The sequence below is a fragment of the Ruegeria sp. CJ2 genome, from assembly GCF_056536745.1.
In genome coordinates, this window is the sequence record NZ_JBQFQF010000007.1 from 73,523 (window position 1) to 97,151 (window position 23,629).

Below are 23,629 nucleotides of genomic sequence, written 5' to 3' on the forward strand. Positions count from 1 at the left end.
AAGTTCCTCTCCTTAGAACGTCCGCGCCTTGGGCGCGATTTTCTTCAGGCTGATGCCGCCTTCATCCTCGGTGGTCAGAGGATCGACGATAACAGGGCGATAGCTGAGGTCGACCTTGTTGCCCTCGACCCGGCTGACGGTGTGGACGCGCCAGTTTTCATCGTCGCGTTCGGTGAAGTCCTCATGCGCGTGCGCACCACGGGATTCCTTACGCGCCTCGGCCCCTACGATCGTGGCCAGCGCGCTTGGCATCAGGTTGGTGAGTTCCAGCGACTCCATCAGATCGCTGTTCCAGACCAGCGAGCGGTCGGAGACCTTGAGGTCATCCATCTTGGCAGCGATCGCGGTCATTTTCTCGACGCCTTCCGCCATTGTTTTCGACGTGCGGAACACGGCTGCGTCGGCCTGCATGGTTTTCTGCATCTCAAGCCGCAGATCAGCCGTCGGGATTGACCCGCTGGCGTTGCGAACAGCATCAAACCGGTCAAATGCCTTATCGACCGAAGCCTGATTCAGCACCGGGTTCGGCGCGTCGGCATCGACAACCTTACCTGCCCGGATCGCAGCCGCGCGGCCAAACACCACGAGGTCGATCAAAGAGTTAGACCCAAGACGGTTCGCGCCGTGGACCGAGGCGCATCCGGCCTCACCAACGGCCATCAGACCCGGCACAACTGCGGTCGGATCATCAGCGGTCGGGTTCAGAACTTCGCCCCAATAGTTCGTCGGGATACCGCCCATGTTGTAGTGGACGGTCGGCAGAACCGGGATCGGCTCTTTGGTAACGTCGACGCCGGCAAAAACGCGGGCCGATTCCGAGATACCCGGCAGACGCTCGGCCAGCGCTTCGGCTGGCAGGTGGCTGAGGTTCAGGTGAATGTGGTCGCCATTGTCACCATGGCCACGCCCCTCGCGGATCTCCATCGTCATCGAACGGCTGACATAATCTCGCGGCGCCAGGTCTTTGTACTGGGGCGCATAACGCTCCATGAACCGTTCGCCTTCCGAGTTGGTCAGGTATCCGCCCTCACCCCGTGCGCCTTCGGTGATCAGGCAGCCCGAACCGTAGATGCCGGTCGGGTGGAACTGTACGAACTCCATATCCTGCAGGGCCAGGCCCGCACGGGCCACCATGCCGCCACCGTCGCCGGTGCAGGTATGGGCCGAGGTTGCGCTGAAATAGGCGCGGCCATAGCCGCCGGTCGCCAGCACCACCATCTTGGCGTTGAAGACATGCATCGTGCCATCGTCCAGCTTCCAGCAGACGACGCCCTGACATTGCCCGTCATCGGACATGATCAGGTCGATGGCGAAATACTCGATATAGAACTCGGCGTTGTTCTTCAGCGACTGACCATAGAGCGTGTGCAGGATCGCGTGACCCGTCCGGTCGGCGGCGGCACAGGTGCGCTGCACCGCTGGGCCTTCGCCAAACTCGGTCGTGTGGCCCCCGAAGGGTCGCTGGTAAATCTTACCTTCTTCGGTGCGGCTGAACGGAACGCCGTAATGTTCCAACTCATAAACCGCCTTTGGTGCCTCACGCGCCAGATACTCCATGGCGTCGGTATCGCCCAGCCAGTCCGATCCCTTGACGGTGTCATACATGTGCCACTGCCAGTGATCCGGTCCCATGTTCGACAGGGACGCGGCAATGCCGCCCTGCGCCGCAACCGTGTGCGAGCGGGTCGGGAAAACCTTGGTGACACACGCGGTGCGCAGGCCCTGCTCGGCCATGCCCAGAGTGGCGCGCAAACCAGCGCCGCCGGCGCCGACAACAACCACGTCATATTCGTGTGTTTCGTATTCGTATGCAGCTGTCATTTGTTCTTATCCCTACCGCGCGTCACAGCGCCAGCTTCACGAGGGCAAACAGCCCCGCAGCCATCAAAGTGTATCCAAAAGCTGCGACTGCCAGCAGGCTCAGCTTTTCCGCGACGCCGTGCACATAGTCCTCAATCGCCACCTGCGCTTCGCGGACAAGGTGGATGATCACGACAACCAGCGTCAGCCCCGTCACGATCGCCGGGAACGGACGGCTGTAATAGGCCAAAACCTCTTCGTAGGTTCCGCCCAGCCCATTTGCGAAAGTGAACACAAACAGCGGCACAAGGAACACCAATGCCGTCGAACTGGCCATCATTTGCCAGTGGTGATGTGTCCCCTGCCGGCCTGCACCTGTGCCCTGCGCACGTTTGCGGTCTGTCAGATAACTCATGGTGTCCCCCTTAAACCGCAATCGCTGTGATGAACGAAAGAACGGTGGCCAGCACCAGCATGCCGATCCCCAGCTTTTCCGAAATGTTGACGTCCACGCAATACCCCAGATCCCAGATCACGTGGCGCAACCGTCCAAGCATGTGATAGAAAATCGCCCAGGTCGCACCAAACATGGCCAGATCGCCCAGCCAGCTTCTCATCAAGCCATCAATAAAGGTGAATGCGGTCTCTGACGTTGCGGCTGCCAGCAGCCACCACACAACAAAGAAAGACATCGCCAAGGCTACGATTCCAGTGATCCGCACCAAAATCGAGGTCGCGGACGTCAGCTGAGGACGATAAATCGTAAGATGTGGTGAAAGAGGGCGATTGCCCCGATTTACATCGGCCATGTTGGATTGGCTCCTTTTCGGTTGCTTCCGAAGGTTTTACTGTTTTTTGCCAGCCTGTCACGCGCTGCAACTGCAAAAAAGCTCATATTTGGCGCAAAATGGTGGATAATTTGAAATTGTGATCACACAAAATAATGACGTGATCACAAATGAAATCACAGCTTCCCGATGTTAGCGCCTTCAACTCCGAATCTGACATGAAGCTACTCCAGTTCAGCAGTTTGCTGCGTGACTTCGCGCAGCAACTTCTTGCGAATTCGCTCAGGGTAATCTTCGAAACCAGCCGCTGAAACAACAAATGCGCCTTCGCCGACAATGACATTCTCAAAGAAATATGCGGTCAGGTCCGGTTCGGTTTCCTCGATGGCTATCGCGTTCACTGTCACGCCGCGGCTGCGCAAAACGCCGTGGATTTCCGTCGGTTCGACCCCTTCGTTTGAAATCCCGTCGCCCGAAATATCAATCAAGTGCCTTTTGCATTCGGAAACCCTATCGAAACTGGTCAGTGTCATTTCTAACGCTTCGCCAATCGCCGTTGAAAAGTTGCGCCACACACGCGGGTCTGACGCCACCTGTCCGGCAAAAGCGTCCAGCGTTTCAAAACTGTCAATTCGGGTCCAAGGTATCGTCACTTTCTGACGCGATGCGCCAGTCCACTGCACCAGCATCAGGCGCGCGTCGCCGCGAACCAATGCCTCGGACACAATGGGATCGCGCAATCCAGCCGCCAGGCCGTCCATCTGGATGCGATACTCCGTAGAATCGACAGACCCCGAGACGTCCACAGCCAAAGCCAAGGCCAGATCACAAGCCAAAGCAGGCGGGGTCAGACAGACACAAACAGCAAACGAACGAAACAGGAGCATGATCGCAGCCTAGCACGTTTGGACAAGGCTGCGATCACATGAATGTGGGCAGTCTGATCAGACGGGCATCAACGCCCAATAGTCCAGATCAAGGAGGATGTTCGGCATATACCGACCATCTTCGTTCTTAAGCTCAAAGGGTTCTCCACCTTTGGTGGCCACCAGACGCAGACGTATCGCCCCGACTCCGGGAACATCAGTCTCGGCTTTGTCCAGAACCTCGGACCACGCCTTGATCGTATCGCCCGAGAAACACGGGTTGGCATGCGCACCACCATTCAGGCCCACCACCATCTGCGCATTGGCCAGACCGTTGAACGACAGCGTCCGCGCCATCGAGATCACGTGTCCGCCATAGATCAACCGCCCTTCGGGGCGGAAGGTCAGGTCGAAATGCACCTTGGCAGTGTTCTGCCACAGACGCGTGGCCAGCATATGCTCGGCCTCTTCGACAGTGACACCATCCACGTGGTCGATCTTTTCGCCGATCTCGTAATCGCCCCAGCGATGCGCCTCGCCCGACTGCGTGAAATCGTAGGTCGAGAAATCCAACCCCTGCGGAATGACCAGATCACCGGGCTCCAACGTCTTTTTCAACTGCGGTACAACCGCATCAGGCGCAGGGGCATCCAGGTTCGATTTGCGCACCATCACCCAGCGGACATATTCCATGACCGCCTCGTCGCGCTGGTTCAGACCACGGGTGCGCACGTAAACCACCCCGGTCTTCCCGTTCGAGTTCTGCTTGACCCCGATCACCTCGGATTCCGATCGCAGCGTGTCACCTGCGTAAACTGGCTTCAGCCAGCGCCCCTCGGCATATCCCAGATTGGCCACCGCGTTCAGCGACACATCCGGCACCGTCTTGCCAAACACCACATGAAACGCTGCCAGATCATCCAGCGGGCTTTGCGGCAGGCCGCAATTCCGGGCGAACTCATCCGAAGAATAGAGCGCATGACGCGCGGGATAGAGCGCGTGATACATCGCGCGTTCCCCATCGGTTACGGTGCGTGGCACCGCATGGCGCAACACCTGCCCGACGGAATAATCCTCGAAATAGCGGCCCGGATTGGTTTTTGCCATTATTGCTGCCCCAGTTTCATTTCGGGTGAATAGTCGGCCGCGACATCTTTGGTCACGGCCTGCGCACAGCGCATCACGCTGTTTGCGGCGTCATAGGCATAGGACGGGTCGCCATACAGCTCCCACCCCTTGGCCAGCGCGTCGGACACCTTGTGGCAAAAGGCCGAGGTGTCCTCTTCAGTCAGCAGACGATAGAGTTTTGCCATCCCCAGCCCCTCACGATCCAAAGGGCGACGGACCGACCAGCCCGTGAATATAGCCGATCACGACCAACAGCACGATCGAGGCCACAAAGAACATCGCGTCCTTGCCATAGGTCCCGGGTTCGCCCGGTGTCCAATCGGGTTCGGCGCGATTGATGACCACGACTTCGGCCAGTGCCCACAGGAACAGCCCGCCGAACAGGATGATCGAGGCCAAATCGCCATTCACCAGCAAATGCGCAAAGGCCCAGGCGCGGAAACCGGCCAGTTGCGGGTGGCGCATCTTGTTCAGCAGACGGCCCTTTTTACCGGCGGGGCTCATCATGAAGATGGCGATCAGAACCAGCAGGTTGTTGATATGGATCATGAAAGAGGGCGGCGCCCAGACATAGATGAAATCGGTCATGCGATAGCCGAAGATCATCAGCAAGATCGCCGCCACCAGCGCCAGCGCCACCGCGCCCTTGCCGCCATTGCCCATCGCCGCGCGCTGCGCTGGCATCACACGTTTGAACAGATGCGCGGCCCACCAAAGCGCCACGCCGAGGATCAGAAGAACAAAGCCCATGCTGGCTTACCCCGCTTGCAAAATTGAGATTGCCTCAGCTTTTGCCAGAATTTCACGGGCGGTTGCAACGTGCAGATTTTCAACGATCTTGCCATCGACCACAGCGACGCCCTGTCCTTGCGCTTCGATCTCTTCAAAAGCTGCAATCTGACGTTGGGCCAGGTCGATTTCCGCATCCGACGGCGCAAAGGCCGCGTTGGTGATTTCGACTTGCGCAGGGTGGATCAGGGTCTTGCCGTCAAAGCCCATATCGCGGCCTTGGGTACATTCTGCGGCCAGACCTTCGTCATCCTTGAAAGCGTTATAGACACCATCCACGATGATCAGCCCCTCGGCCTTGGCTGCCAGCAGGCACAGGCCCAGAGAGGTCATCAGCGGCAGACGATCAGGGCGGAAGCGTGTCTGCAATTCCTTGGCCAGATCATTGGTACCCATCACGAACCCTGCCATCAGCGGATGCGCCGCAATCTCGGCCGCGTTCAGCATTCCGCGCGGGGTCTCCATCATCGCCCAGATCGGGATATCTCCGGTGATCGCGGCCAGCGCGTCCACATCAGCGGCTGAATTGACCTTGGGCAACAGAACCACATCAGCATCCATGTCCCGCACGGCCTCGGCATCGGCGCGGCCCCATTCGGTATCCAGCCCGTTGATCCGCACGATCTTGACACGCGCGCCATATCCACCCGCGGCCAGCGCCGCCTTGAGCGTTTCGCGCGCGTTCTCTTTTTCATCGGCGGCGACGGCATCTTCCAGATCAAAGATGATCGCGTCCACCGGCAGGGTGCGCGCCTTGTCCAGCGCCCGGTCACGCGAGCCGGGAATATACAGAACAGAACGATAGGGGCGCTGGCGGGGGTCCATTGGCCTCTCCCTTGTGAAATAAAGTTGCGCGGAATGGGGCATTTTTTGTCGGAAAGTTCAAGGGCAAAATCGCCGCATTGCAGCATTCGAGACGCAACGTGCGTTTGCTTAACCAGATTTCGGTCACTCGCCCGCACCCTTTCTGGCAGATGGAATCGAAAGGGTGCGAGAATGAAAAAGACGCTAATCAAGATGACGATGGGGCTGGGCATCATGGTTCTGGCCGCCCAGCAGCTTCAGGCGCAAAGCTGCGCGCCCCGCAAGGATGTGATCAAGCGGCTGGCCGAAACCTATGGCGAAACGCGACGCGGCATCGGTATTGCCCGGCAGGGTTCTGTTATGGAGGTCTATGCCTCGGACACGAGCGGGAGCTGGACGATCACAGTAACATTGCCGGACGGGATGACCTGCCTGATCGCCTCGGGTCAGTCCTATGAGGATATGGCCGAGGCGCTGCCACCCAACGTCTAAACCAAAGCGTCCCAGATCAGTTTACTGCCCGTCAGGGTCAGCAGCACATAAGCAATCCCAAAGAACAAGCGCTCGGACAGCATGAAATGCGCCCGGACGCCCAGCCACGCGCCAAGAATGGCGAAGGGCGCCAGCAGTACGTCCGCCAGCGCCGTGTGCCATGTGAACAGGCCGAGATAGGCAAAGGGCACGAATTTCACCGCGTTGATAACCCAGAACACCAATACGGTGCTGGCTTGGAACTCTGTCTTCGACAGGCGTTGCGACAACAGGTAGACGGCAGCGGGCGGGCCGCCTGCATGACTTACGAAGCTGGTGAACCCCGCAACCAACCCTGCGAACAACCCGGCTGAGGGCGGGAGCCGATTGGCAAAGCCGCGAATCCAGCCCCTGCTTTGCCCCACATGCCAAATCACGAACCCGACCGAGATGCCCCCGATCAGCAGGCGCAGCAGGTCGTCATCCGTCACACGGTACAGCCACGCACCCAGCGCGATGCCCGGCACAGCGCCAAGGATCAGCAAGCGCGAATCCGGCCAGCTCCAGCGTTTCCAATAGGGTTTCAGCGTCGCCACGTCGATCACCATCAGGATGGGCAGCATCAGGGCCAGTGCCTGTCCGGGTGTCAGGATCAGCGCCAGAATCGACGAGGACGCAAAGGCCACGCCCGACCCGAACCCGCCTTTGGAAATGCCCGCAAAGATCACCGCAGGGATCGCCACCGCAAAAAACAAAAAATTTAACTCAAACATGCGGCGGTTCCAAAAAAGCGTATCTCAAAGGCCGTTTAGCGCAACCAAAGCGACCCAGCAACGGTATGCGGTTGTATGCCACGTCGTGAAACCCTTGCGTATTGCCGCTTTAGCGACTAGCACAACCGCGATTTCAAAATCCATCGGAGATATTCCACATGGCCAGACCCAAGATCGCGCTGATCGGCGCAGGTCAGATCGGCGGCACGCTCGCCCACCTCGCTGCAATGAAAGAACTGGGTGATGTCGTCCTGTTTGACATCGCCGAAGGCACACCGGAAGGCAAGGCGCTGGACATCGCCGAATCCGGCCCCTCTGAAGGGTTTGACGCCAAGCTGAAGGGCACCCAGTCCTACGAAGACATCGCGGGTGCTGATGTCTGCATCGTGACCGCCGGTGTCCCCCGCAAACCGGGCATGAGCCGCGATGATCTGCTGGGCATCAACCTGAAGGTCATGAAATCGGTCGGTGAAGGCATCGCCGCCAACGCGCCCGACGCGTTCGTCATCTGTATCACCAACCCGCTGGACGCAATGGTCTGGGCGCTGCGTGAATTCTCGGGCCTGCCCCACAACAAAGTCTGCGGCATGGCTGGCGTTCTGGATTCGGGCCGTTTCGCCCACTTCCTGTCGGAAGAGTTCAACGTGTCCATGCGCGACGTCACCGCGTTCGTTCTGGGCGGCCACGGCGACACGATGGTGCCGTCGGTGCGGTACTCGACCGTTGCCGGTATCCCGCTGCCCGATCTGGTCGAGATGGGCTGGACCACGCAGGAAAAACTGGACGCCATCGTTCAACGTACTCGTGATGGCGGTGCCGAAATCGTTGGCCTGCTGAAAACCGGTTCGGCCTTCTATGCTCCGGCAACATCGGCGATCGAAATGGCCGAAGCCTATCTGAAAGACCAAAAGCGCGTCCTGCCCTGCGCCGCCTATTGCAACGGCGAATTGGGTGTTGACGGTATGTATGTCGGCGTTCCCACCGTAATCGGCGCCGGTGGTATCGAGAGGGTGGTCGACATCAAGCTCAACGAAGAAGAGCAAGCCGGTTTCGACAACTCGGTCAACGCCGTGAAGGGCCTGATCGAGGCGTGCAAGGGCATCGACAGCTCGCTGGCCTGATTTCAGCCTTTTTAGACATTCCAAACCGGCCCACAAATTGGGCCGGTTTTCTTTTGCGGCGGCCACTTGATCTGCAATACTTGCGGGAAGCGTATTAGCGCAAACACCTCAAACACCTTTTTTGAATGTGTTTTCCAAGGCCCTTTACGATCTGTCGAATCATAAATTCATCTTTCGGCATTTTGTGATCACACCCCAAAATAGTGTGATCACAAACAGTAAAAATCTCTGTGAAAAAGGGCTGTGACAACAAAAAAGCCTTTAAATTTACCCCTTGGACATTTCTATAACGAAGTAATCGTAGTCAAACGGGACAGTTTCGATGAACATTCACGAATATCAGGCCAAGGCTCTTCTTCGCAGCTATGGCGCTCCGGTCTCCGAAGGTCGCGCGGTTCTGCGCGCCGAGGAAGCCAAAACCGCAGCCGGTGAACTGGACGGCCCCCTTTGGGTCGTCAAGGCACAGATCCACGCAGGTGGCCGCGGCAAGGGCTCGTTCAAAGAGGCCGACGCTGGTGAAAAGGGCGGTGTTCGTCTGACCAAATCGGTTGAAGAGGCAGCCGAAGAAGCCAAGAAGATGCTGGGCCGCACGCTGGTCACGCATCAGACCGGTCCTGCAGGCAAGCAGGTCAACCGCATCTATATCGAGGCTGGCTCGGGCATCGAGCGTGAATTGTATCTGGCCCTGCTGGTGGACCGCCAGACCAGCCGTATCTCGTTCGTCTGCTCGACCGAAGGCGGCATGGATATCGAGGAAGTGGCCGCTGAGACACCCGAGAAAATCCTGTCCTTCTCGGTTGACCCTGCAACTGGCTATCAAGCCTATCACGGCCGCCGCATCGCCTTCTCGCTGGGTCTGCAAGGCGCGCAGGTCAAGCAATGCGTGCGTCTGATGGGTCAGCTCTACCAGGCCTTCGTCGAGAAGGACATGGAGATGCTGGAGATCAACCCGCTGATCGTGGCCGAAGGCGGCGACCTCAAGGTGCTGGACGCCAAGCTGGGCTTTGACGGCAACGCGGTTTACCGCCACCCCGACATCGCCGAACTGCGCGACGAGACCGAGGAAGACCCCAAGGAACTCGAAGCCTCCAAGTACGACCTGAACTACATCGCGCTGGATGGTGAGATCGGCTGCATGGTGAACGGCGCAGGTCTGGCGATGGCCACGATGGACATCATCAAGCTGTACGGCGCCGAGCCTGCCAACTTCCTCGACGTCGGCGGTGGCGCGACCAAAGAGAAAGTGACCGAGGCGTTCAAGATCATCACCTCGGACCCGAACGTCAAAGGCATTCTGGTCAACATCTTCGGCGGCATCATGCGCTGTGACGTCATCGCCGAAGGCGTTGTCGCTGCGGTGAAGGAGGTCGGCTTGCAAGTTCCGCTGGTCGTGCGTCTGGAAGGCACAAATGTCGAGAAAGGCAAAGAGATCATCAACACCTCGGGCCTGGACGTGATCGCGGCGGACAACCTGAAAGACGGTGCCGAGAAGATCGTGAAGGCGGTTAAAGGCTGATTGTCATCTCGTAGGGCGGGCTTCAGCCCGCCTTTCCCAAGATTTCGGCGGGTCAAAACCCGCCCCACAAAGGAGAACGCCAGATGGCAGTCCTCATCGACGAAAATACCAAAGTGATCTGTCAGGGCTTTACCGGCTCGCAGGGCACATTCCACTCTGAACAGGCCATCGCCTATGGCACCAAGATGGTCGGCGGCGTGACCCCCGGCAAGGGCGGGATGACGCATCTTGACCTACCCGTGTTCAACTCGGTCCACGAGGCCAAGCATGTGACCGAAGCCAATGCCTCGGTGATCTATGTTCCGCCGCCCTTTGCGGCCGACTCGATCCTTGAAGCGATTGATGCCGAGATGGAAGTGATCGTCTGCATCACCGAAGGCATCCCGGTTCTGGATATGATGAAGGTCAAGCGCGCGCTGGAAGGTTCAAGCTCGCGCCTGATCGGGCCGAACTGCCCCGGTGTCATCACGCCCGACGCCTGCAAGATCGGCATCATGCCCGGCCACATTCATAAGCGCGGCTCGGTCGGTGTTGTGTCGCGTTCGGGCACCCTGACCTATGAGGCCGTCAAGCAGACCACCGATGTGGGTTTGGGCCAGTCCACCTGCGTCGGCATCGGCGGCGACCCGATCAAAGGCACCGAGCATATCGACGTGCTGGAATGGTTCCTGGCGGATGACGAAACCCATTCGATCATCATGATCGGTGAGATCGGTGGCTCGGCCGAGGAAGAAGCCGCGCAGTTCCTGGCGGATGAGGCCAAGAAGGGCCGCAAAAAGCCCGTCGCGGGCTTCATCGCAGGCCGCACGGCCCCTCCGGGTCGTCGTATGGGTCACGCAGGCGCGATCGTCGCCGGTGGCAAAGGCGGTGCAGAAGACAAGATCGAAGCCATGCGCTCGGCTGGTATCGTTGTGGCAGAAAGCCCCGCGACGCTGGGTGAGGCCGTGCTGGAAGCGATTGGGTAAGATGGAACAGGCGCTGATCTCAGAACTGAGGGCAGCGCCCGACCCGAGGGTGGGCGAGAAGCGCCCGCCCTGGGGGGCGGGTCGGGCGCTGCCCGGCGGTGCCCGCCGTGCGATTCCGTTGATTTTGCTGTCTTGTATGGGAACAGCCGCTGCATCCCAAAGCTCTGATATTGTTCCGATGGATCAATTCATTGTTCGCGCCATTCCTGGCCTTAATGGTGCCGAAACAGATATACTAGAGAACGACAAAATCGCTTTCACCTATCTTGGTATCCGGGTTGACGATGACGAAATGCGTGCAGCCGCCGAGTTGTGGTGTTCACAGTTTGACGCAAAAGCACGTTTGGTTTCAGACGTGACAGTGGGACGTTCCTACTGGTTGCTCGAACGTCGTCAAACTACGTTTGACTGCACCCGTGTGAACTGAAGAGGAGGAAGAGTTTAAATCGCCATGACCTTCTCTGACGCCATCCGCACCTGTTTCTCAAAGTTCTTCACTTTCTCGGGCCGTGCCTCGCGGCCTGAATACTGGTTCTTTTTCCTCTTCATCGTGATCTGGAATATCATTGCCGGGATCATTGACTGGCAGTTCTTTACTCAGGTCACCACGACGGAGACGGACACGACGAAATCCGTCGCCGCCACCTCAAGCCAGCCGGTGCAGTCGATCGTCGGCGTAATCGTCTTTTTCCCGCATCTGGCGGTCGCATGGCGCCGGATGCATGACACCGGGCGCAGCGGGCTTTATGCGCTGCTGCCGATCCTGCTGATCCTCGGAGCCGCCGCAGTTCTGATTTTTGGCATTGGTCTTGCGTCCAGTTTCCAGCACGGTGGCAATCTGGACATCCTGTTTACCCGCGCCACTTTGCTGGTCGTCATTCCGACGCTGCTGGTTCTGGTGGTGTCGCCTCTCCTGGTGCTGTGGTGGCTGACCCGCCCCAGTCAGCCGGGCACAAATCAATACGGTCCCAACCCATATGAGGTAACCCAATGACCGAACACTCGCCCAACTCTGCCTTTCATGCCTCAAGCTTTATGCAAGGGCATAATGCCGAATATCTGGAGCAGCTTTATGCTCAGTACACAAAGGACCCCAGCGCGGTAGACGCGGCCTGGGCCGAGTTCTTCAAGGCCATGGGCGACGCGACGCCGGACGTCCAGAAAGAAGCCGAAGGGCCATCATGGGCGCGGACCGACTGGCCGCCGATGCCGGCGGATGATCTGACCGGTGCCCTGACGGGGGAATGGGCCGAGATTGACGCAAAAGCGGCGGGCAAAAAGATCAAGGACAAGGCGGCAGCCAAGGGCGTTGAGGTCAGCGACGACCAGATCAAGCGCGCCGTTCTGGACAGTTTGCGGGCGTTGATGCTGATCCGGGCCTACCGGATCCGGGGCCATCTGGCCGCCAATCTGGACCCGCTGGGGATGCGGGCGGCCAGCACCCATCCGGAACTGGACCCCAAGACATATGGGTTCACCGAGGCCGACATGGACCGGCCGATCTTTATCGACAACGTGTTGGGTCTGCAGATGGCCTCGATGCGGCAGATCGTCGATATCGTGAAGCGGACCTATTGCGGCACCTTCGCGCTGCAATACATGCATATTTCCGACCCTGAACAGGCCGCGTGGCTGAAGGAACGGATCGAAGGCTATGGCAAGGAAATCGCCTTTACCAAAGAAGGCCGCAAGGCGATCCTGAACAAGATGGTCGAGGCCGAGGGGTTCGAGAAATTCCTGCATGTCAAGTACATGGGCACCAAACGGTTCGGTCTGGACGGGGGCGAGGCCCTGATCCCCGCGATGGAGCAGATCATCAAGCGTGGCGGTGCGCTGGGTGTGCGTGACATCGTGATCGGCATGCCGCATCGGGGCCGTCTGAACATTCTGGCCAACGTGATGCGCAAACCCTATCGCGCGATCTTCAACGAATTCCAGGGCGGAAGCTTTAAGCCCGAGGACGTGGATGGATCGGGTGATGTGAAATACCACCTTGGTGCCTCCAGCGACCGGGAGTTTGACGGCAACAGCGTTCACCTGTCACTGACAGCGAACCCATCGCATCTTGAGGCGGTGAACCCAGTTGTTCTGGGTAAGGTGCGCGCCAAACAGGACCAGTTGAAAGACACCGAGCGCACGTCGGTGATGGGTATCCTGCTGCACGGCGACGCGGCTTTTGCCGGTCAGGGTGTCGTGGCCGAAGGGTTCGGTCTGTCTGGTCTGCGCGGTCACAAGACCGGCGGCACCATGCATATCGTGGTAAACAACCAGATCGGCTTTACCACCGCGCCGCATTTCAGCCGCTCCAGCCCGTATCCAACGGATATTGCGCTGATGGTCGAAGCACCGATCTTCCACGTGAACGGTGACGACCCCGAGGCCGTGGTACACGCCGCCAAGGTCGCCACTGAATTCCGCCAGAAGTTCCGCAAGGACGTGGTCATCGACATCTTCTGCTATCGCCGGTTTGGTCACAACGAGGGCGATGAGCCCATGTTCACCAACCCGATCATGTACAAGAAGATCAAAACGCATAAGACCACGCTGTCTCTGTACACCGAGCGTCTGGTCAAGGACGGCCTGATCCCTGAGGGTGAGATCGAGGATATGAAAGCCGCTTTCCAGGCCCATCTGAATGATGAGTTTGAGGCCGGAAAAGACTACAAACCCAACAAGGCCGATTGGCTGGACGGGCGCTGGTCGCATCTGGACAAGAACAAAGAAGAATATGTGCGCGGCGACACCGCGATCACGCCCGAGACGATGGCAGAGATCGGAAATGCTCTGACCCATGCGCCCGCGGATATCGCCGTTCACAAGACGGTGGCGCGGTTGCTCGATCACAAGAAACAGATGTTCGACAATGGCAAAGGCTTCGACTGGGCAACGGGTGAAGCGCTGGCTTTCGGGTCCCTGCTGACCGAAGGTTACCCGGTGCGTCTGTCCGGTCAGGACGCGACGCGCGGCACATTCAGCCAGCGTCACTCTGGCTTTGTGCACCAAGAGACTGAGGAACGGTATTACCCGCTGAACAATATCCGCGCGGGCCAGTCGCACTATGAAGTGATCGACTCGATGCTGTCCGAATACGCGGTGCTGGGCTTTGAATACGGCTACTCGCTGGCCGAGCCCAACGCCCTGACCCTGTGGGAGGCGCAGTTTGGCGATTTTGCCAACGGCGCGCAGATCATGTTCGACCAGTTCATCAGTTCGGGTGAATCGAAATGGCTGCGGATGTCCGGGCTGGTGACGCTGCTGCCGCACGGGTTTGAAGGTCAGGGGCCGGAGCACTCATCCGCGCGGCTTGAACGGTTCCTGCAAATGTGCGGTCAGGACAACTGGATCGTGGCGAACTGCACGACGCCCGCGAACTATTTTCACATTCTGCGCCGTCAGTTGCACCGGACTTTCCGCAAACCGCTGATCCTCGTGACGCCCAAATCGCTGCTGCGCCACAAACTGGCCGTCAGCACGACCGAGGACTTCACCACCGGGTCCAGCTTCCACCGGGTCCTTTGGGATGACGCGCAACGCGGGAATTCCGACACCAAGCTGGTCGTAGACAAAAAGATCAAACGGGTCGTTCTGTGTTCCGGCAAGGTCTATTTCGACCTGTTGGAGGAGCGCGACGCACGCGGAATCGACGATGTCTATCTGCTGCGCATCGAACAGTACTACCCCTTCCCCGCGCATTCGCTGATCAACGAGCTTGAGCGCTTCAAAGGGGCCGAGATGGTCTGGTGTCAGGAAGAACCCAAGAACCAGGGGGCCTGGACCTTTATCGAGCCGAATATCGAATGGGTTCTGACTCGGATCGGTGCCAAGCACACACGGCCACGCTATGTCGGCCGCGCAACGTCGGCCTCGCCCGCGACGGGTCTGGCCAGCCAACACAAAGCCCAACAAGAAGCGCTGGTGAACGAAGCGCTGAGCATTGAAGGAAAATAAGCAATGTCCATTGAAGTTCGTGTTCCCACGCTGGGCGAGTCGGTCACTGAGGCAACGGTTGCAACCTGGTTCAAAAAACCGGGCGACGCAGTGGCTGTGGATGAGATGCTGTGCGAGTTGGAGACTGACAAGGTCACCGTCGAAGTCCCCTCTCCGGCCGCTGGCGTGATGGGTGAGATCGTTGCAGCCGAAGGCGAAACCGTCGGCGTTGACGCTCTGCTGGCGACGATCGCAGCAGGCGAAGGCGCGGCCCCGGCTCCGGCGGCGACCCCAAGCCCTGCCCCGGCAGCAGCGCCCGCAGCGTCGGGTGGCAGCGTGGACGTGATGGTTCCGACGCTCGGCGAATCCGTCACCGAAGCAACGGTGTCCACTTGGTTCAAACAAGTCGGCGACAGCGTCGCGCAGGACGAAATGCTGTGCGAGCTTGAAACCGACAAGGTCTCGGTCGAGGTTCCGGCCCCGGCCGCTGGTGTATTGGCCGAGATCGTGGCGCCCGAGGGCACCACCGTCGACGCAACCGCAAAGCTGGCCGTGATTTCCGGCGCGGCAGCAGGGGCAGCCCCGGCACCATCCGCACAGGCTGCAGCGCCTGCTGCGGGAACCGGTGATGGCGGCGGCAAGGATGTCGCCAACGCACCATCCGCTGAAAAAGCAATGGCCGAAGCAGGGCTGTCGGCAGATCAGGTCACTGGAACCGGGCGCGATGGCCGCATCATGAAAGAGGACGTCGCAAACGCAGTTGCGGCGGCGGCTACAGCGCCAGCGCCTGCGGCGGCTGCGCCTGCCCCCGCTGCTCAGGCGCCACGCGCGCCTGTTGCCGCAGAGGATGCCGGACGCGAAGAACGCGTTCGCATGACCCGTCTGCGCCAGACCATCGCCAAGCGCCTGAAAGACGCGCAGAACACCGCCGCAATCCTGACCACCTATAACGAGGTGGACATGACCGAAGTGATGGCCCTGCGCAGCCAGTACAAGGACCAGTTCGAGAAGAAGCATGGCGTCCGTCTGGGCTTTATGTCCTTCTTCACCAAAGCCTGCTGCCATGCACTGAAGGAAGTGCCCGAGGTGAACGCCGAGATCGACGGCACGGACATCGTCTATAAGAACTTCGTCCACATGGGCGTGGCTGCGGGTACACCGCAGGGTCTGGTGGTTCCGGTCATTCGGGACGCGGACAGCATGTCCTTCGCCGATATCGAAAAGGCGATCGCTGAAAAAGGCCGACGCGCCCGTGACGGCAAACTTAGCATGGCCGAAATGCAGGGCGGCACCTTCACCATCTCGAATGGCGGGGTCTATGGTTCGCTGATGTCTTCGCCGATCCTGAACCCGCCGCAGTCCGGCATTCTGGGTATGCACAAGATTCAGGACCGGCCTATGGTCATCAATGGTGAAATCAAGATCCGTCCAATGATGTATCTGGCGCTGTCCTACGATCACCGGATCGTGGACGGCAAAGGCGCGGTCACCTTTCTTGTCCGCGTGAAAGAGGCGTTGGAAGATCCGCGCCGCCTGCTGATGGATCTGTAATCATGGCGACTCATGTTTTGTGGCAGGCTGACGTGGCCGATTTCGACGCTTGGCTGACCGTGTTTCGTGAAGACGAGCCCGCGCGCAAGGCGGCCGGCATTCATGACCTGCATGTCTGGCGCGACCCGGATCAGCCCGACCACGCCATCGCAATGTTCGAGGTGCGCGATCTGGACAAGGCCCGCAGCTTTCTGGAATCGCAGGAATTGGCGATGCACCATGAGCGCGGCGGCGTGGCCCATATCCAGGTGAAACTGTTAGAGCCGGTCTGACGAAAACACTCCGTGTGCGGGGCATGCCTTGCACACGGATGCGCACATGCGCGTGACACCCGCCTGCTTTCGCCCTCTGTGGATGCTAGTCGCAAGACCCGTCTCTGATTGAAAAAAGGATACCCACGATGTCTTCCGAGCTTTCGATTCTTGCGCTTTATGGCCTGTTGGTCATGATCGTCGTTCTGGTAAACATCCTGACGGCGATGTCTCAGGTGGGTCTGATGACCCTCGGTGGCGCACGCGATGACATGCCGCCGCTCACCGGCGTTGCCGGACGTGTCGAACGCGCGCTTGCCAATTCGGTTGTGGCACTGGCCCTGTTCGCCCCTGCCGTTCTGATCCTGTCTGCCAAGGATGCCTTCACCGGCGGCACTTTGCTGGCCGCCCAGATTTTCCTGATCGCACGGATCGCCTTTGTGCCGATCTATGCCTTCGCCATCCCCGTTCCGTTCCTGCGCACTACAGTTTGGGTGGTAGGTTTCATCGCAACGGCTTATCTTTATCTGCAAGCTCTCTAGAGCCTGACCAGCCGCGCCGTGGAAAGGCGCGGCCAAGACACACCAAGGAGTGCCCTGAATGTCCAGCTATGACGTCATCGTAATCGGAGCCGGTCCCGGCGGCTATGTCTGCGCCATCCGCTGCGCCCAGCTGGGTCTGAAAACCGCCGTTGTCGAAGGGCGTGAGACGCTGGGCGGCACCTGCCTGAATGTGGGCTGTATCCCCTCGAAGGCGTTGCTGCATGCCAGCCACCAATTGCACGAGGCCGAGCATAACTTTGCCAAGATGGGCCTGAAAGGGAAAAGCCCTTCGGTCGATTGGAAGCAGATGCAGGCCTACAAGGATGAGGTGATCGACGGCAACACCAAGGGCATCGAGTTTCTGTTCAAGAAGAACAAGATCGACTGGCTGAAAGGCTGGGGTTCGATCCCCGCCGCCGGTCAGGTCAAGGTCGGGGACGAGGTCCACGAGGCCAAGAGTATCATCATCGCGTCGGGGTCCGAGCCGTCTTCACTGCCCGGTGTCGAAATAGACGAGAAGGTCGTCGTGACTTCGACCGGTGCGCTGTCGCTGGGTAAGATCCCGAAAAAGATGGTCGTGATTGGCGCGGGTGTGATCGGGCTGGAACTGGGTTCGGTTTATCAGCGTTTGGGCGCCGAGGTGACGGTGATCGAATTCCTCGACGTGGTCACGCCGGGTATGGACCCCGAGGTGCAAAAGACCTTCCAGCGTATCCTCAAGAAGCAAGGTCTGAAATTCGTCATGGGGGCTGCGGTGCAAAAGACCGAGGCCACCAAAACCAAGGCCAAGGTCACCTACAAGCTGCGCAAAGACGACAGCGAGCATGTGATCGACGCCGATACCGTGCTGGTCGCCACCGGGCGCAAGCCGTTCTCGGACGGGTTGGGGCTTGAAGCTCTGGGTGTTGAGATGACTCCCCGCGGGCAGATCAAGGTCGGCGCCGACTGGCAAACCAACGTGCCGGGGATTTACGCCATTGGTGACGTGACCGAAGGCCCGATGCTGGCGCATAAGGCCGAGGATGAAGGCATGGCCGCCGCCGAACAGGTTGCAGGCAAACATGGCCATGTGAACTACGGCGTTATTCCGGGTGTTATCTATACCTGGCCCGAGGTCGCAAATGTGGGCGAAACCGAAGCCACGCTGAAAGAACAGGGCCGCGCTTACAAGGTCGGCAAGTTCATGTTCATGGGCAATGGCCGCGCCAAGGCAAACTTTGCCGCAGACGGGTTTGTCAAAATCCTCGCCGACAAGGACACCGACCGCATTCTGGGCGCGCATATCATCGGCCCCGCCGCTGGGGATTTGATCCACGAAGTCTGCGTCGCAATGGAGTTCGGTGCGTCAGCCGAAGATCTGGCCCTGACCTGTCACGCCCACCCGACCTATTCTGAGGCGGTGCGCGAGGCTGCACTGGCCTGCGGAGACGGCCCAATCCATAGCTGATCTTTCAGCACTCAAAACATCAAAGGCGGGCCAAAGTGCCCGCCTTTTTTATTCCGCGACTCTGCCATAGTTTTGCTCTCGCTAAAGTTGATCACGGATGTGTGACCGCTGGACCTGTATCAGCGGCCAAGAGCAAACAGTTATTTTGAGGCAGATATGAGATTTCTTTCCCTATGCGCCGCGGCGCTGATTTTCACGGTATTCTTTGGACAAGAAGCACAGGCCGGGCGTGCTGGTGGTGTCTGGGGTACATCGGAACAGATGACCCTGATCACCCCAACCGATATTGAAGACAATGCCGGTCAAAAACTATCGCTGTGCCATCTGACCAAGAAGACGCACATCATGTTTGCCGGTGTGTGGCGCAGTTCCATCGGATACGTGATGGCGCCGAATAAATGCGACAGCGACAGTTATTACAACATGCCCGCAGACAAGTTGGAGCTTGGCAAGGCGCTGGGTGACTTTCCGTCGGATCTGCCCGCTCAGCCCAAAATGTCACGCGCTGACATGGTGTCCGGCTTCTGGGGGCTGGGCGCGATTGCGGTTCTGCTAATTCTGGCCGGAGTGAAGAAGGCAGGGCAATCCAAGCGTGCAAAACAACGCTATGCGGAAATGGGCACGGCGAACCCCGCAGCGTTGCAGGCAATGGATGCGATGTGTCACGCTGCAAAAGCGGACGGCTCGCTTGATGCTGCAGAAATTACGATGATGGCCAATATCGCCAAGCAGATGACGGGTGAGACCTTCGATGAATCCCGCATTCGCCGCATCTATAACATGGCCGAGGCCAAACCAACGGATGCGCAGTTTGCGGCATTTGGCCGGGGTTTGACCGCCGATCAGAAACGCATGGTCATGCAAGCCACGCTGATGATCGTGGGCGCTGATGGCGATCTGGACAAGGCTGAAACAGTGTTTATTCACAAATTAGCCAAGGGTCTCAGCATCAGTGTGGACGAGGTCAAGGCGATGTTCCAGCACATGGCCGGGCAACCCGCCTGACCTGCGCATTTACCACATCGTTTTCGCGGCGCGCGCTCCCCATTCCTGATCATAGCGCGCGCCGCCTTCTTCTCCGTTCGAGGCCTCGGCCAGAATTTCGCCGATCGTGGGAAGGTTGGCGCTTTCGTCACCGCTGCTCCAAGTGCGCGCCCGCATAAGCGCGCGGGCGCATTGTGTATAGACCTCGGCGATGTCGACAACGATCACCGTCGCTGGACGTTTACCGTTTTTCTCAAACCGCTCCGTCAGAGCCTTATCTGCTGTCAGTCGGGCCGAGCCGTTCACGCGCACGACATTGTTTGATCCCGGCACCATGAACATCATGGATACGCGCGGGTCGCGCACGATGTTGCGCAGACTGTCCAGCCGGTTGTTGCCCCTCCAGTCGGGCATCGCCAGCGTCCTGTTGTCCAGCTCCAGAACCACGGGCCCGTCATCCCCGCGCGGGCTGCCATCCACACCTTCCGGACCGACCGTGCTTAGGACGCATAAGCGCGACGCCATGATCCATTCTCGGTACAACGGCGTCAGCCGATCCGCCACTTTGCGCAGCGATGGCGCGCCCGGAGTACCGTAGAGGCTTTCGAGCGTTTCTATGTCCTCAATGAACTCCATCTGGATCAAACCCCACTTCCCGCATCAATGCGTCTGACCGAGTCTCGATTACCTCTTCCAACCGGCTCAGAAACGCCTCCCGCTCGACGCCCGGCTCGATCGGATCCAGGAAATCGACAATCGCCAGACCGGGTTTCCGCATCACCCCGGTCCGAGGCCAGAAAACCCCGGCATTGGTCGCCACCGGAACACAGGCAAAGCCCAGCCCTTCGTACAGCACTGCGGCGCCAACCTTATAGGGTTTCCGCGCACCCGGGGCGACACGCGTGCCCTGCGGGTAGATGACCAGTTGACCTGGTTCGGCAAACTCTTTCGCGACGTCCTTGACCATCTTGGCCACCGCAGCGCCTTTCTTGCCGCGATCCACAGGGATGCACCCAAGCCGACGGGCATAAAGACCAATGATCGGTGTCCACAGCAATTCCCGCTTCATGATAAACTTCCCATGCGGGATCGCGTTGAAGATTATCATGATATCCAGAAATGACTGATGCTTGGCCCCGATCACCACTTCATCGACAGGCACCGCACCGCGGACTTCGCAGCGAATACCAACCATCCAACGCGCCAGCCACATCGTTGTGCGGGCATATAGTTTGCAGGCTTTCAACGCGCCTTGCTTGGTGAACAGGGCGTAAGGCGCAAAGACGATACCCAGCACAAACATCCACGCATAGATCACGATCATGAAGATCAAAGACCGAATCCATTGTATCGCATCAGTCATCACGAAAGCTCCGTCAGTTTGCGGTTTGCCGCGGTCCAGGTGGCCAGAAACGCAACTGCAGCACCCATAAGGGGGATGAGCAGGGGCAGAAACCAACCCAGCCCCTGAAACCCGAGACCGGTCAGGAACCCACCCTCATCCGAGGCTTCGGGCAGCAGCAAGACCCCTGTCATCCCAAGCACCACCCCGACCAACGCACCAAAGAAGGCGCGATACGTAAAGCGGCGCACGAACGCATTTGCGATGAACCTGTCCTGCGCCCCCACAAGACGCAGAACTTCGATGATCTGCGCGTTGGCCGCAAGCGAGGCATTCGCGGCCAAGGTGATCATTGCTGCCGTCGCGCCTCCGATCAGCAGGATAGAGATCCACCCCAACCGTCGCAGCGACATGGCCGCTTCGACCAGCGGCTCGCGCCAGCGGGTATGGTCGTCCAGCACAGCACCGGGCACCTCGGCGCCCAGCCGCAAGCGAAGGCCGGTCGCATCCAGCCCCGGATCACCTTCAACGATTTCAATGAGTTGCGGGACGGGCAGCGTGTCCAGCGGAAGGTCCGAACCGAACCACGGTGACAGCAGCGCCAGTTGTTCTTCCGATGTCAAAGCGCGCGCCGATGCCACTCCGGGCGTTTGCGACAGCACCGTCAGCGCGGCCTTGGTTTGCGCGGCAAGCTGATCAGAAGGGGCATTGATGCGCAGCGTGGCGGCCCCTGCCAACTCGGTCGCCCAACGGTCAGCAAGCCGCCCCGACGCCAGTGACAAGGCCAGCGCAAACACGGCAAGGAACGCCATCGCGCCGGAAACGAACAATGTAAGCTGCGCCGTGTACCCCGTTGGGGGAACCACGCGATCGGCCCGCTTGTCCCGTTTCAGCAGATTGCGGATGGTGCCCTCGCTCATAGATCTGCTCCGGCCAGTTGGACCTGTCGTTGCGAGATGCGCAGAACACGCGCCTGTACCTGACTTTTGGCCGCACGGATGAGGCTCAGGTCATGGGTGGCGATCAAGACGGTTTTTCCCATCTTGTTCAGTTCCACCAACAGGCGCAGCAGACGCTGAGACATCTCCCAATCGACGTTACCGGTGGGTTCGTCCGCCAGAACTACATCCGGCGATAGGATCACTGCTCGGGCCAGGGCTGCGCGTTGGCGTTCGCCGCCGGACAGTTCAGGCGGGACCGCCTCCTGCCGCGTGCCAAGCCCGACCCAATTCAACAACTCGGTCAGGTCCTGCTGCTGCGCGGATTCGGCGCGCCCCGACACCATCAGCGGCAGGGCCACGTTCTCGGCCAATGTCATGTGATCCAGAAACCGGCAATCCTGATGCACGACACCGATCCGACGGCGCAGCAACGCCATCTGATCACGGTCCAGCGTGGCGACATCCTGTTCAAATGCCTTAAGCTGGCCTGAGGTCGGCAACAACGCGCCATAGCAGAGTTTCAGAAGGGTCGTCTTGCCAGCCCCCGACGGCCCGGTCAAAAAATGGAACGAGCCCGGACTCAACTGCAACGAGACATCGCTCAGCAAAGCTCCACCACCATAGGTATAGCTGACGTTTTCCAGCTCGATCACAGGCGCCCCCCCGGTTATTCTGTTGTTCTTCTTGCCCGAGCACGGTGACGGTTTCAATGCCTGCACCGGGTCGAATTGGTGACACTTGCGGCGTGAAACCGAAAACACTCTTTGCTGTCAGGTCTTAACGGAATATCATTCCTGAAAAAACTATCATCAGGTCAATACTATGGCCGGGAGTCAGCATGCGTCTTACCTGTCCGAATTGCGGTGCCCAATACGAGGTGCCAGACGAGGTCATCCCTTCGGAGGGGCGTGACGTTCAATGCTCCAACTGCGAAAAGACATGGTTCCAACCCAAACACCCCCAGCCAGCGGCCACGCCGGAACCAACTGAACCCAAAGCCGAAGCGGTTGAGCAAACCCCGGCTGAACCCGCGCCCGAACCACCGCAGGAACCCGCAGCGGAACCCGAGCCGGAAACACCCAAGGCCGAAGCCAAGGCGCCTGAGGAGTCTGCCTCGGGCAACGTCGATCCGGCTGTCGCCAACATCCTGAAAGAAGAAGCCGCGCGTGAGGCTGATCTGCGTGCAAAAGAAGCCGAAACTCTGGAGACGCAACCCGATTTGGCCCTGGACGCGCCACCAGAGCCAGAGCCAGAGCAGGCGATCAAGGAACTGACGGCACGGGAAACGGCTGAAGATGCCGGTCAGAAAGACGCGCTTCCCGATGTCGAGGCAATTAATTCCTCGCTACGCAGCGAAGAACCAGCCCCGAAGAAGAGAAAAAAGAAAAAGAAAGAAGAAGTGGAGCTTCTGCCGCGCAAATCTGGCGGTGGATTCCGGCGCGGGTTCCTGCTGATGATCATCCTCGGCGTTATCCTGTTCCTGGTTTATGGAAACGCGCAACGGATTTCCGAGGCCGTACCGCAGGCTGATCCTGTGCTGGATGGATACGTGACACTTGTTGACCAAGCGCGCGTTTGGCTTGAGGCACAGACCGGGGCCAAGACACCGCAAAACTGACCCGT

Annotated in this window: 26 protein-coding genes; 13 read left to right on the plus strand and 13 right to left on the minus strand. The window is 59.2% G+C overall.

Translation table 11 applies throughout. The features are described 5' to 3' along the window. Positions 1–12 precede the first annotated feature (12 nt). From sdhA to ACR0MS_RS11855, 8 genes are all read right to left on the minus strand, one after another. Complete coding sequence (sdhA, locus tag ACR0MS_RS11820; protein ID WP_480573049.1) at positions 13–1,821, minus strand: succinate dehydrogenase flavoprotein subunit; 1,809 nt, start codon at positions 1,819–1,821, stop codon at positions 13–15. Between the two features lie 22 nt (positions 1,822–1,843). Then, positions 1,844–2,215, minus strand: a complete 372-nt coding sequence (sdhD, locus tag ACR0MS_RS11825; protein WP_480573046.1) for a succinate dehydrogenase, hydrophobic membrane anchor protein — start codon at positions 2,213–2,215, stop codon at positions 1,844–1,846. Between the two features lie 10 nt (positions 2,216–2,225). Then, positions 2,226–2,609 carry a succinate dehydrogenase, cytochrome b556 subunit gene (sdhC, locus tag ACR0MS_RS11830; RefSeq protein ID WP_480573043.1) on the minus strand — a complete coding sequence of 128 codons (384 nt, stop codon included), beginning with the start codon at positions 2,607–2,609 and terminating at the stop codon, positions 2,226–2,228. 203 nt (positions 2,610–2,812) lie between these two features. Next, positions 2,813–3,475, minus strand: a complete 663-nt coding sequence (locus ACR0MS_RS11835) for a DUF1194 domain-containing protein (protein WP_480573040.1) — start codon at positions 3,473–3,475, stop codon at positions 2,813–2,815. Between the two features lie 57 nt (positions 3,476–3,532). After that, positions 3,533–4,561: a MaoC family dehydratase gene (locus tag ACR0MS_RS11840; RefSeq protein WP_480573037.1), complete on the minus strand. Its 1,029-nt coding sequence runs from the start codon at positions 4,559–4,561 to the stop codon at positions 3,533–3,535. Further along, the gene (locus ACR0MS_RS11845) at positions 4,561–4,767 is read right to left on the minus strand and encodes a DUF1737 domain-containing protein (protein WP_480573035.1); all 207 of its coding nucleotides are present in this window, start codon (positions 4,765–4,767) and stop codon (positions 4,561–4,563) included. The genes ACR0MS_RS11840 and ACR0MS_RS11845 overlap by 1 nt, the downstream gene beginning before the upstream one ends. Positions 4,768–4,777: 10 nt before the next feature. Then, complete coding sequence (locus ACR0MS_RS11850) at positions 4,778–5,332, minus strand: NnrU family protein (protein ID WP_480573032.1); 555 nt, start codon at positions 5,330–5,332, stop codon at positions 4,778–4,780. A gap of 6 nt (positions 5,333–5,338) precedes the next feature. Continuing rightward, on the minus strand, positions 5,339–6,196 hold the full coding sequence (locus tag ACR0MS_RS11855) for an HpcH/HpaI aldolase/citrate lyase family protein (RefSeq protein ID WP_480573029.1): 858 nt from the start codon (positions 6,194–6,196) through the stop codon (positions 5,339–5,341). Positions 6,197–6,367: 171 nt separating this feature from the next. Here ACR0MS_RS11855 and ACR0MS_RS11860 point away from each other — a divergent pair, with 171 nt between their 5' ends. After that, positions 6,368–6,667 (plus strand): hypothetical protein, encoded by a 300-nt coding sequence (locus ACR0MS_RS11860; protein ID WP_480573026.1) that lies wholly within the window; start codon positions 6,368–6,370, stop codon positions 6,665–6,667. On the opposite strand, the gene ACR0MS_RS11865 is transcribed toward ACR0MS_RS11860, so the two are convergent. Next, entirely contained in the window at positions 6,664–7,419 is a 756-nt protein-coding gene (locus tag ACR0MS_RS11865) for a sulfite exporter TauE/SafE family protein (RefSeq protein ID WP_480573023.1), read from the minus strand. The genes ACR0MS_RS11860 and ACR0MS_RS11865 overlap by 4 nt on opposite strands. A 158-nt stretch (positions 7,420–7,577) precedes the next feature. Between ACR0MS_RS11865 and mdh the strand changes: the two genes are divergently transcribed. The 11 genes from mdh (at position 7,578) to ACR0MS_RS11920 (ending at position 19,744) form a co-directional block, all read left to right on the plus strand. After that, entirely contained in the window at positions 7,578–8,540 is a 963-nt protein-coding gene (gene mdh, locus ACR0MS_RS11870; RefSeq protein ID WP_170353522.1) for a malate dehydrogenase, read from the plus strand. A gap of 322 nt (positions 8,541–8,862) precedes the next feature. Beyond that, positions 8,863–10,056 (plus strand): ADP-forming succinate--CoA ligase subunit beta, encoded by a 1,194-nt coding sequence (gene sucC, locus ACR0MS_RS11875; RefSeq protein ID WP_480573020.1) that lies wholly within the window; start codon positions 8,863–8,865, stop codon positions 10,054–10,056. 83 nt (positions 10,057–10,139) lie between these two features. Further along, on the plus strand, positions 10,140–11,021 hold the full coding sequence (sucD, locus tag ACR0MS_RS11880; protein ID WP_480573017.1) for a succinate--CoA ligase subunit alpha: 882 nt from the start codon (positions 10,140–10,142) through the stop codon (positions 11,019–11,021). Position 11,022: 1 nt separating this feature from the next. After that, positions 11,023–11,448 (plus strand): hypothetical protein, encoded by a 426-nt coding sequence (locus ACR0MS_RS11885; RefSeq protein WP_480573014.1) that lies wholly within the window; start codon positions 11,023–11,025, stop codon positions 11,446–11,448. A gap of 24 nt (positions 11,449–11,472) precedes the next feature. Further along, a complete protein-coding gene (locus ACR0MS_RS11890) occupies positions 11,473–12,015 on the plus strand; it encodes a DUF805 domain-containing protein (RefSeq protein ID WP_480573011.1) in 543 nt (180 codons plus the stop codon). Beyond that, positions 12,012–14,969, plus strand: coding sequence for a 2-oxoglutarate dehydrogenase E1 component (locus ACR0MS_RS11895; protein WP_480573008.1), 2,958 nt, complete (start codon positions 12,012–12,014; stop codon positions 14,967–14,969). Before ACR0MS_RS11890 ends, ACR0MS_RS11895 begins: the two co-directional genes overlap by 4 nt. 3 nt (positions 14,970–14,972) lie before the next feature. After that, positions 14,973–16,499 (plus strand): 2-oxoglutarate dehydrogenase complex dihydrolipoyllysine-residue succinyltransferase, encoded by a 1,527-nt coding sequence (gene odhB / locus ACR0MS_RS11900; RefSeq protein WP_480573005.1) that lies wholly within the window; start codon positions 14,973–14,975, stop codon positions 16,497–16,499. Between the two features lie 2 nt (positions 16,500–16,501). Next, positions 16,502–16,771, plus strand: coding sequence for a hypothetical protein (locus ACR0MS_RS11905; protein WP_480573002.1), 270 nt, complete (start codon positions 16,502–16,504; stop codon positions 16,769–16,771). Positions 16,772–16,899: 128 nt separating this feature from the next. After that, positions 16,900–17,292, plus strand: a complete 393-nt coding sequence (locus ACR0MS_RS11910; protein ID WP_480572999.1) for an MAPEG family protein — start codon at positions 16,900–16,902, stop codon at positions 17,290–17,292. Between the two features lie 58 nt (positions 17,293–17,350). Continuing rightward, entirely contained in the window at positions 17,351–18,739 is a 1,389-nt protein-coding gene (lpdA, locus tag ACR0MS_RS11915; protein WP_480572996.1) for a dihydrolipoyl dehydrogenase, read from the plus strand. Positions 18,740–18,895: 156 nt separating this feature from the next. After that, the gene (locus tag ACR0MS_RS11920) at positions 18,896–19,744 is read left to right on the plus strand and encodes a tellurite resistance TerB family protein (protein WP_480572993.1); all 849 of its coding nucleotides are present in this window, start codon (positions 18,896–18,898) and stop codon (positions 19,742–19,744) included. A 9-nt stretch (positions 19,745–19,753) separates the two neighbouring features. On the opposite strand, the gene ACR0MS_RS11925 is transcribed toward ACR0MS_RS11920, so the two are convergent. The 4 genes from ACR0MS_RS11925 to ACR0MS_RS11940 are packed head-to-tail and all read right to left on the minus strand — an operon-like array spanning position 19,754 to position 22,659. Further along, entirely contained in the window at positions 19,754–20,359 is a 606-nt protein-coding gene (locus ACR0MS_RS11925) for a pyridoxamine 5'-phosphate oxidase family protein (protein ID WP_480572990.1), read from the minus strand. Continuing rightward, positions 20,346–21,086, minus strand: a complete 741-nt coding sequence (locus ACR0MS_RS11930; protein WP_480572987.1) for a lysophospholipid acyltransferase family protein — start codon at positions 21,084–21,086, stop codon at positions 20,346–20,348. The genes ACR0MS_RS11925 and ACR0MS_RS11930 overlap by 14 nt, the downstream gene beginning before the upstream one ends. Further along, on the minus strand, positions 21,086–21,985 hold the full coding sequence (locus ACR0MS_RS11935; RefSeq protein ID WP_480572984.1) for a cell division protein FtsX: 900 nt from the start codon (positions 21,983–21,985) through the stop codon (positions 21,086–21,088). Before ACR0MS_RS11935 ends, ACR0MS_RS11930 begins: the two co-directional genes overlap by 1 nt. Continuing rightward, positions 21,982–22,659 (minus strand): cell division ATP-binding protein FtsE, encoded by a 678-nt coding sequence (locus ACR0MS_RS11940; RefSeq protein ID WP_480572981.1) that lies wholly within the window; start codon positions 22,657–22,659, stop codon positions 21,982–21,984. The genes ACR0MS_RS11935 and ACR0MS_RS11940 overlap by 4 nt, the downstream gene beginning before the upstream one ends. A 185-nt stretch (positions 22,660–22,844) precedes the next feature. Between ACR0MS_RS11940 and ACR0MS_RS11945 the strand changes: the two genes are divergently transcribed. Next, positions 22,845–23,624 carry a zinc-ribbon domain-containing protein gene (locus tag ACR0MS_RS11945; RefSeq protein WP_480572978.1) on the plus strand — a complete coding sequence of 260 codons (780 nt, stop codon included), beginning with the start codon at positions 22,845–22,847 and terminating at the stop codon, positions 23,622–23,624. Positions 23,625–23,629: the final 5 nt, after the last annotated feature.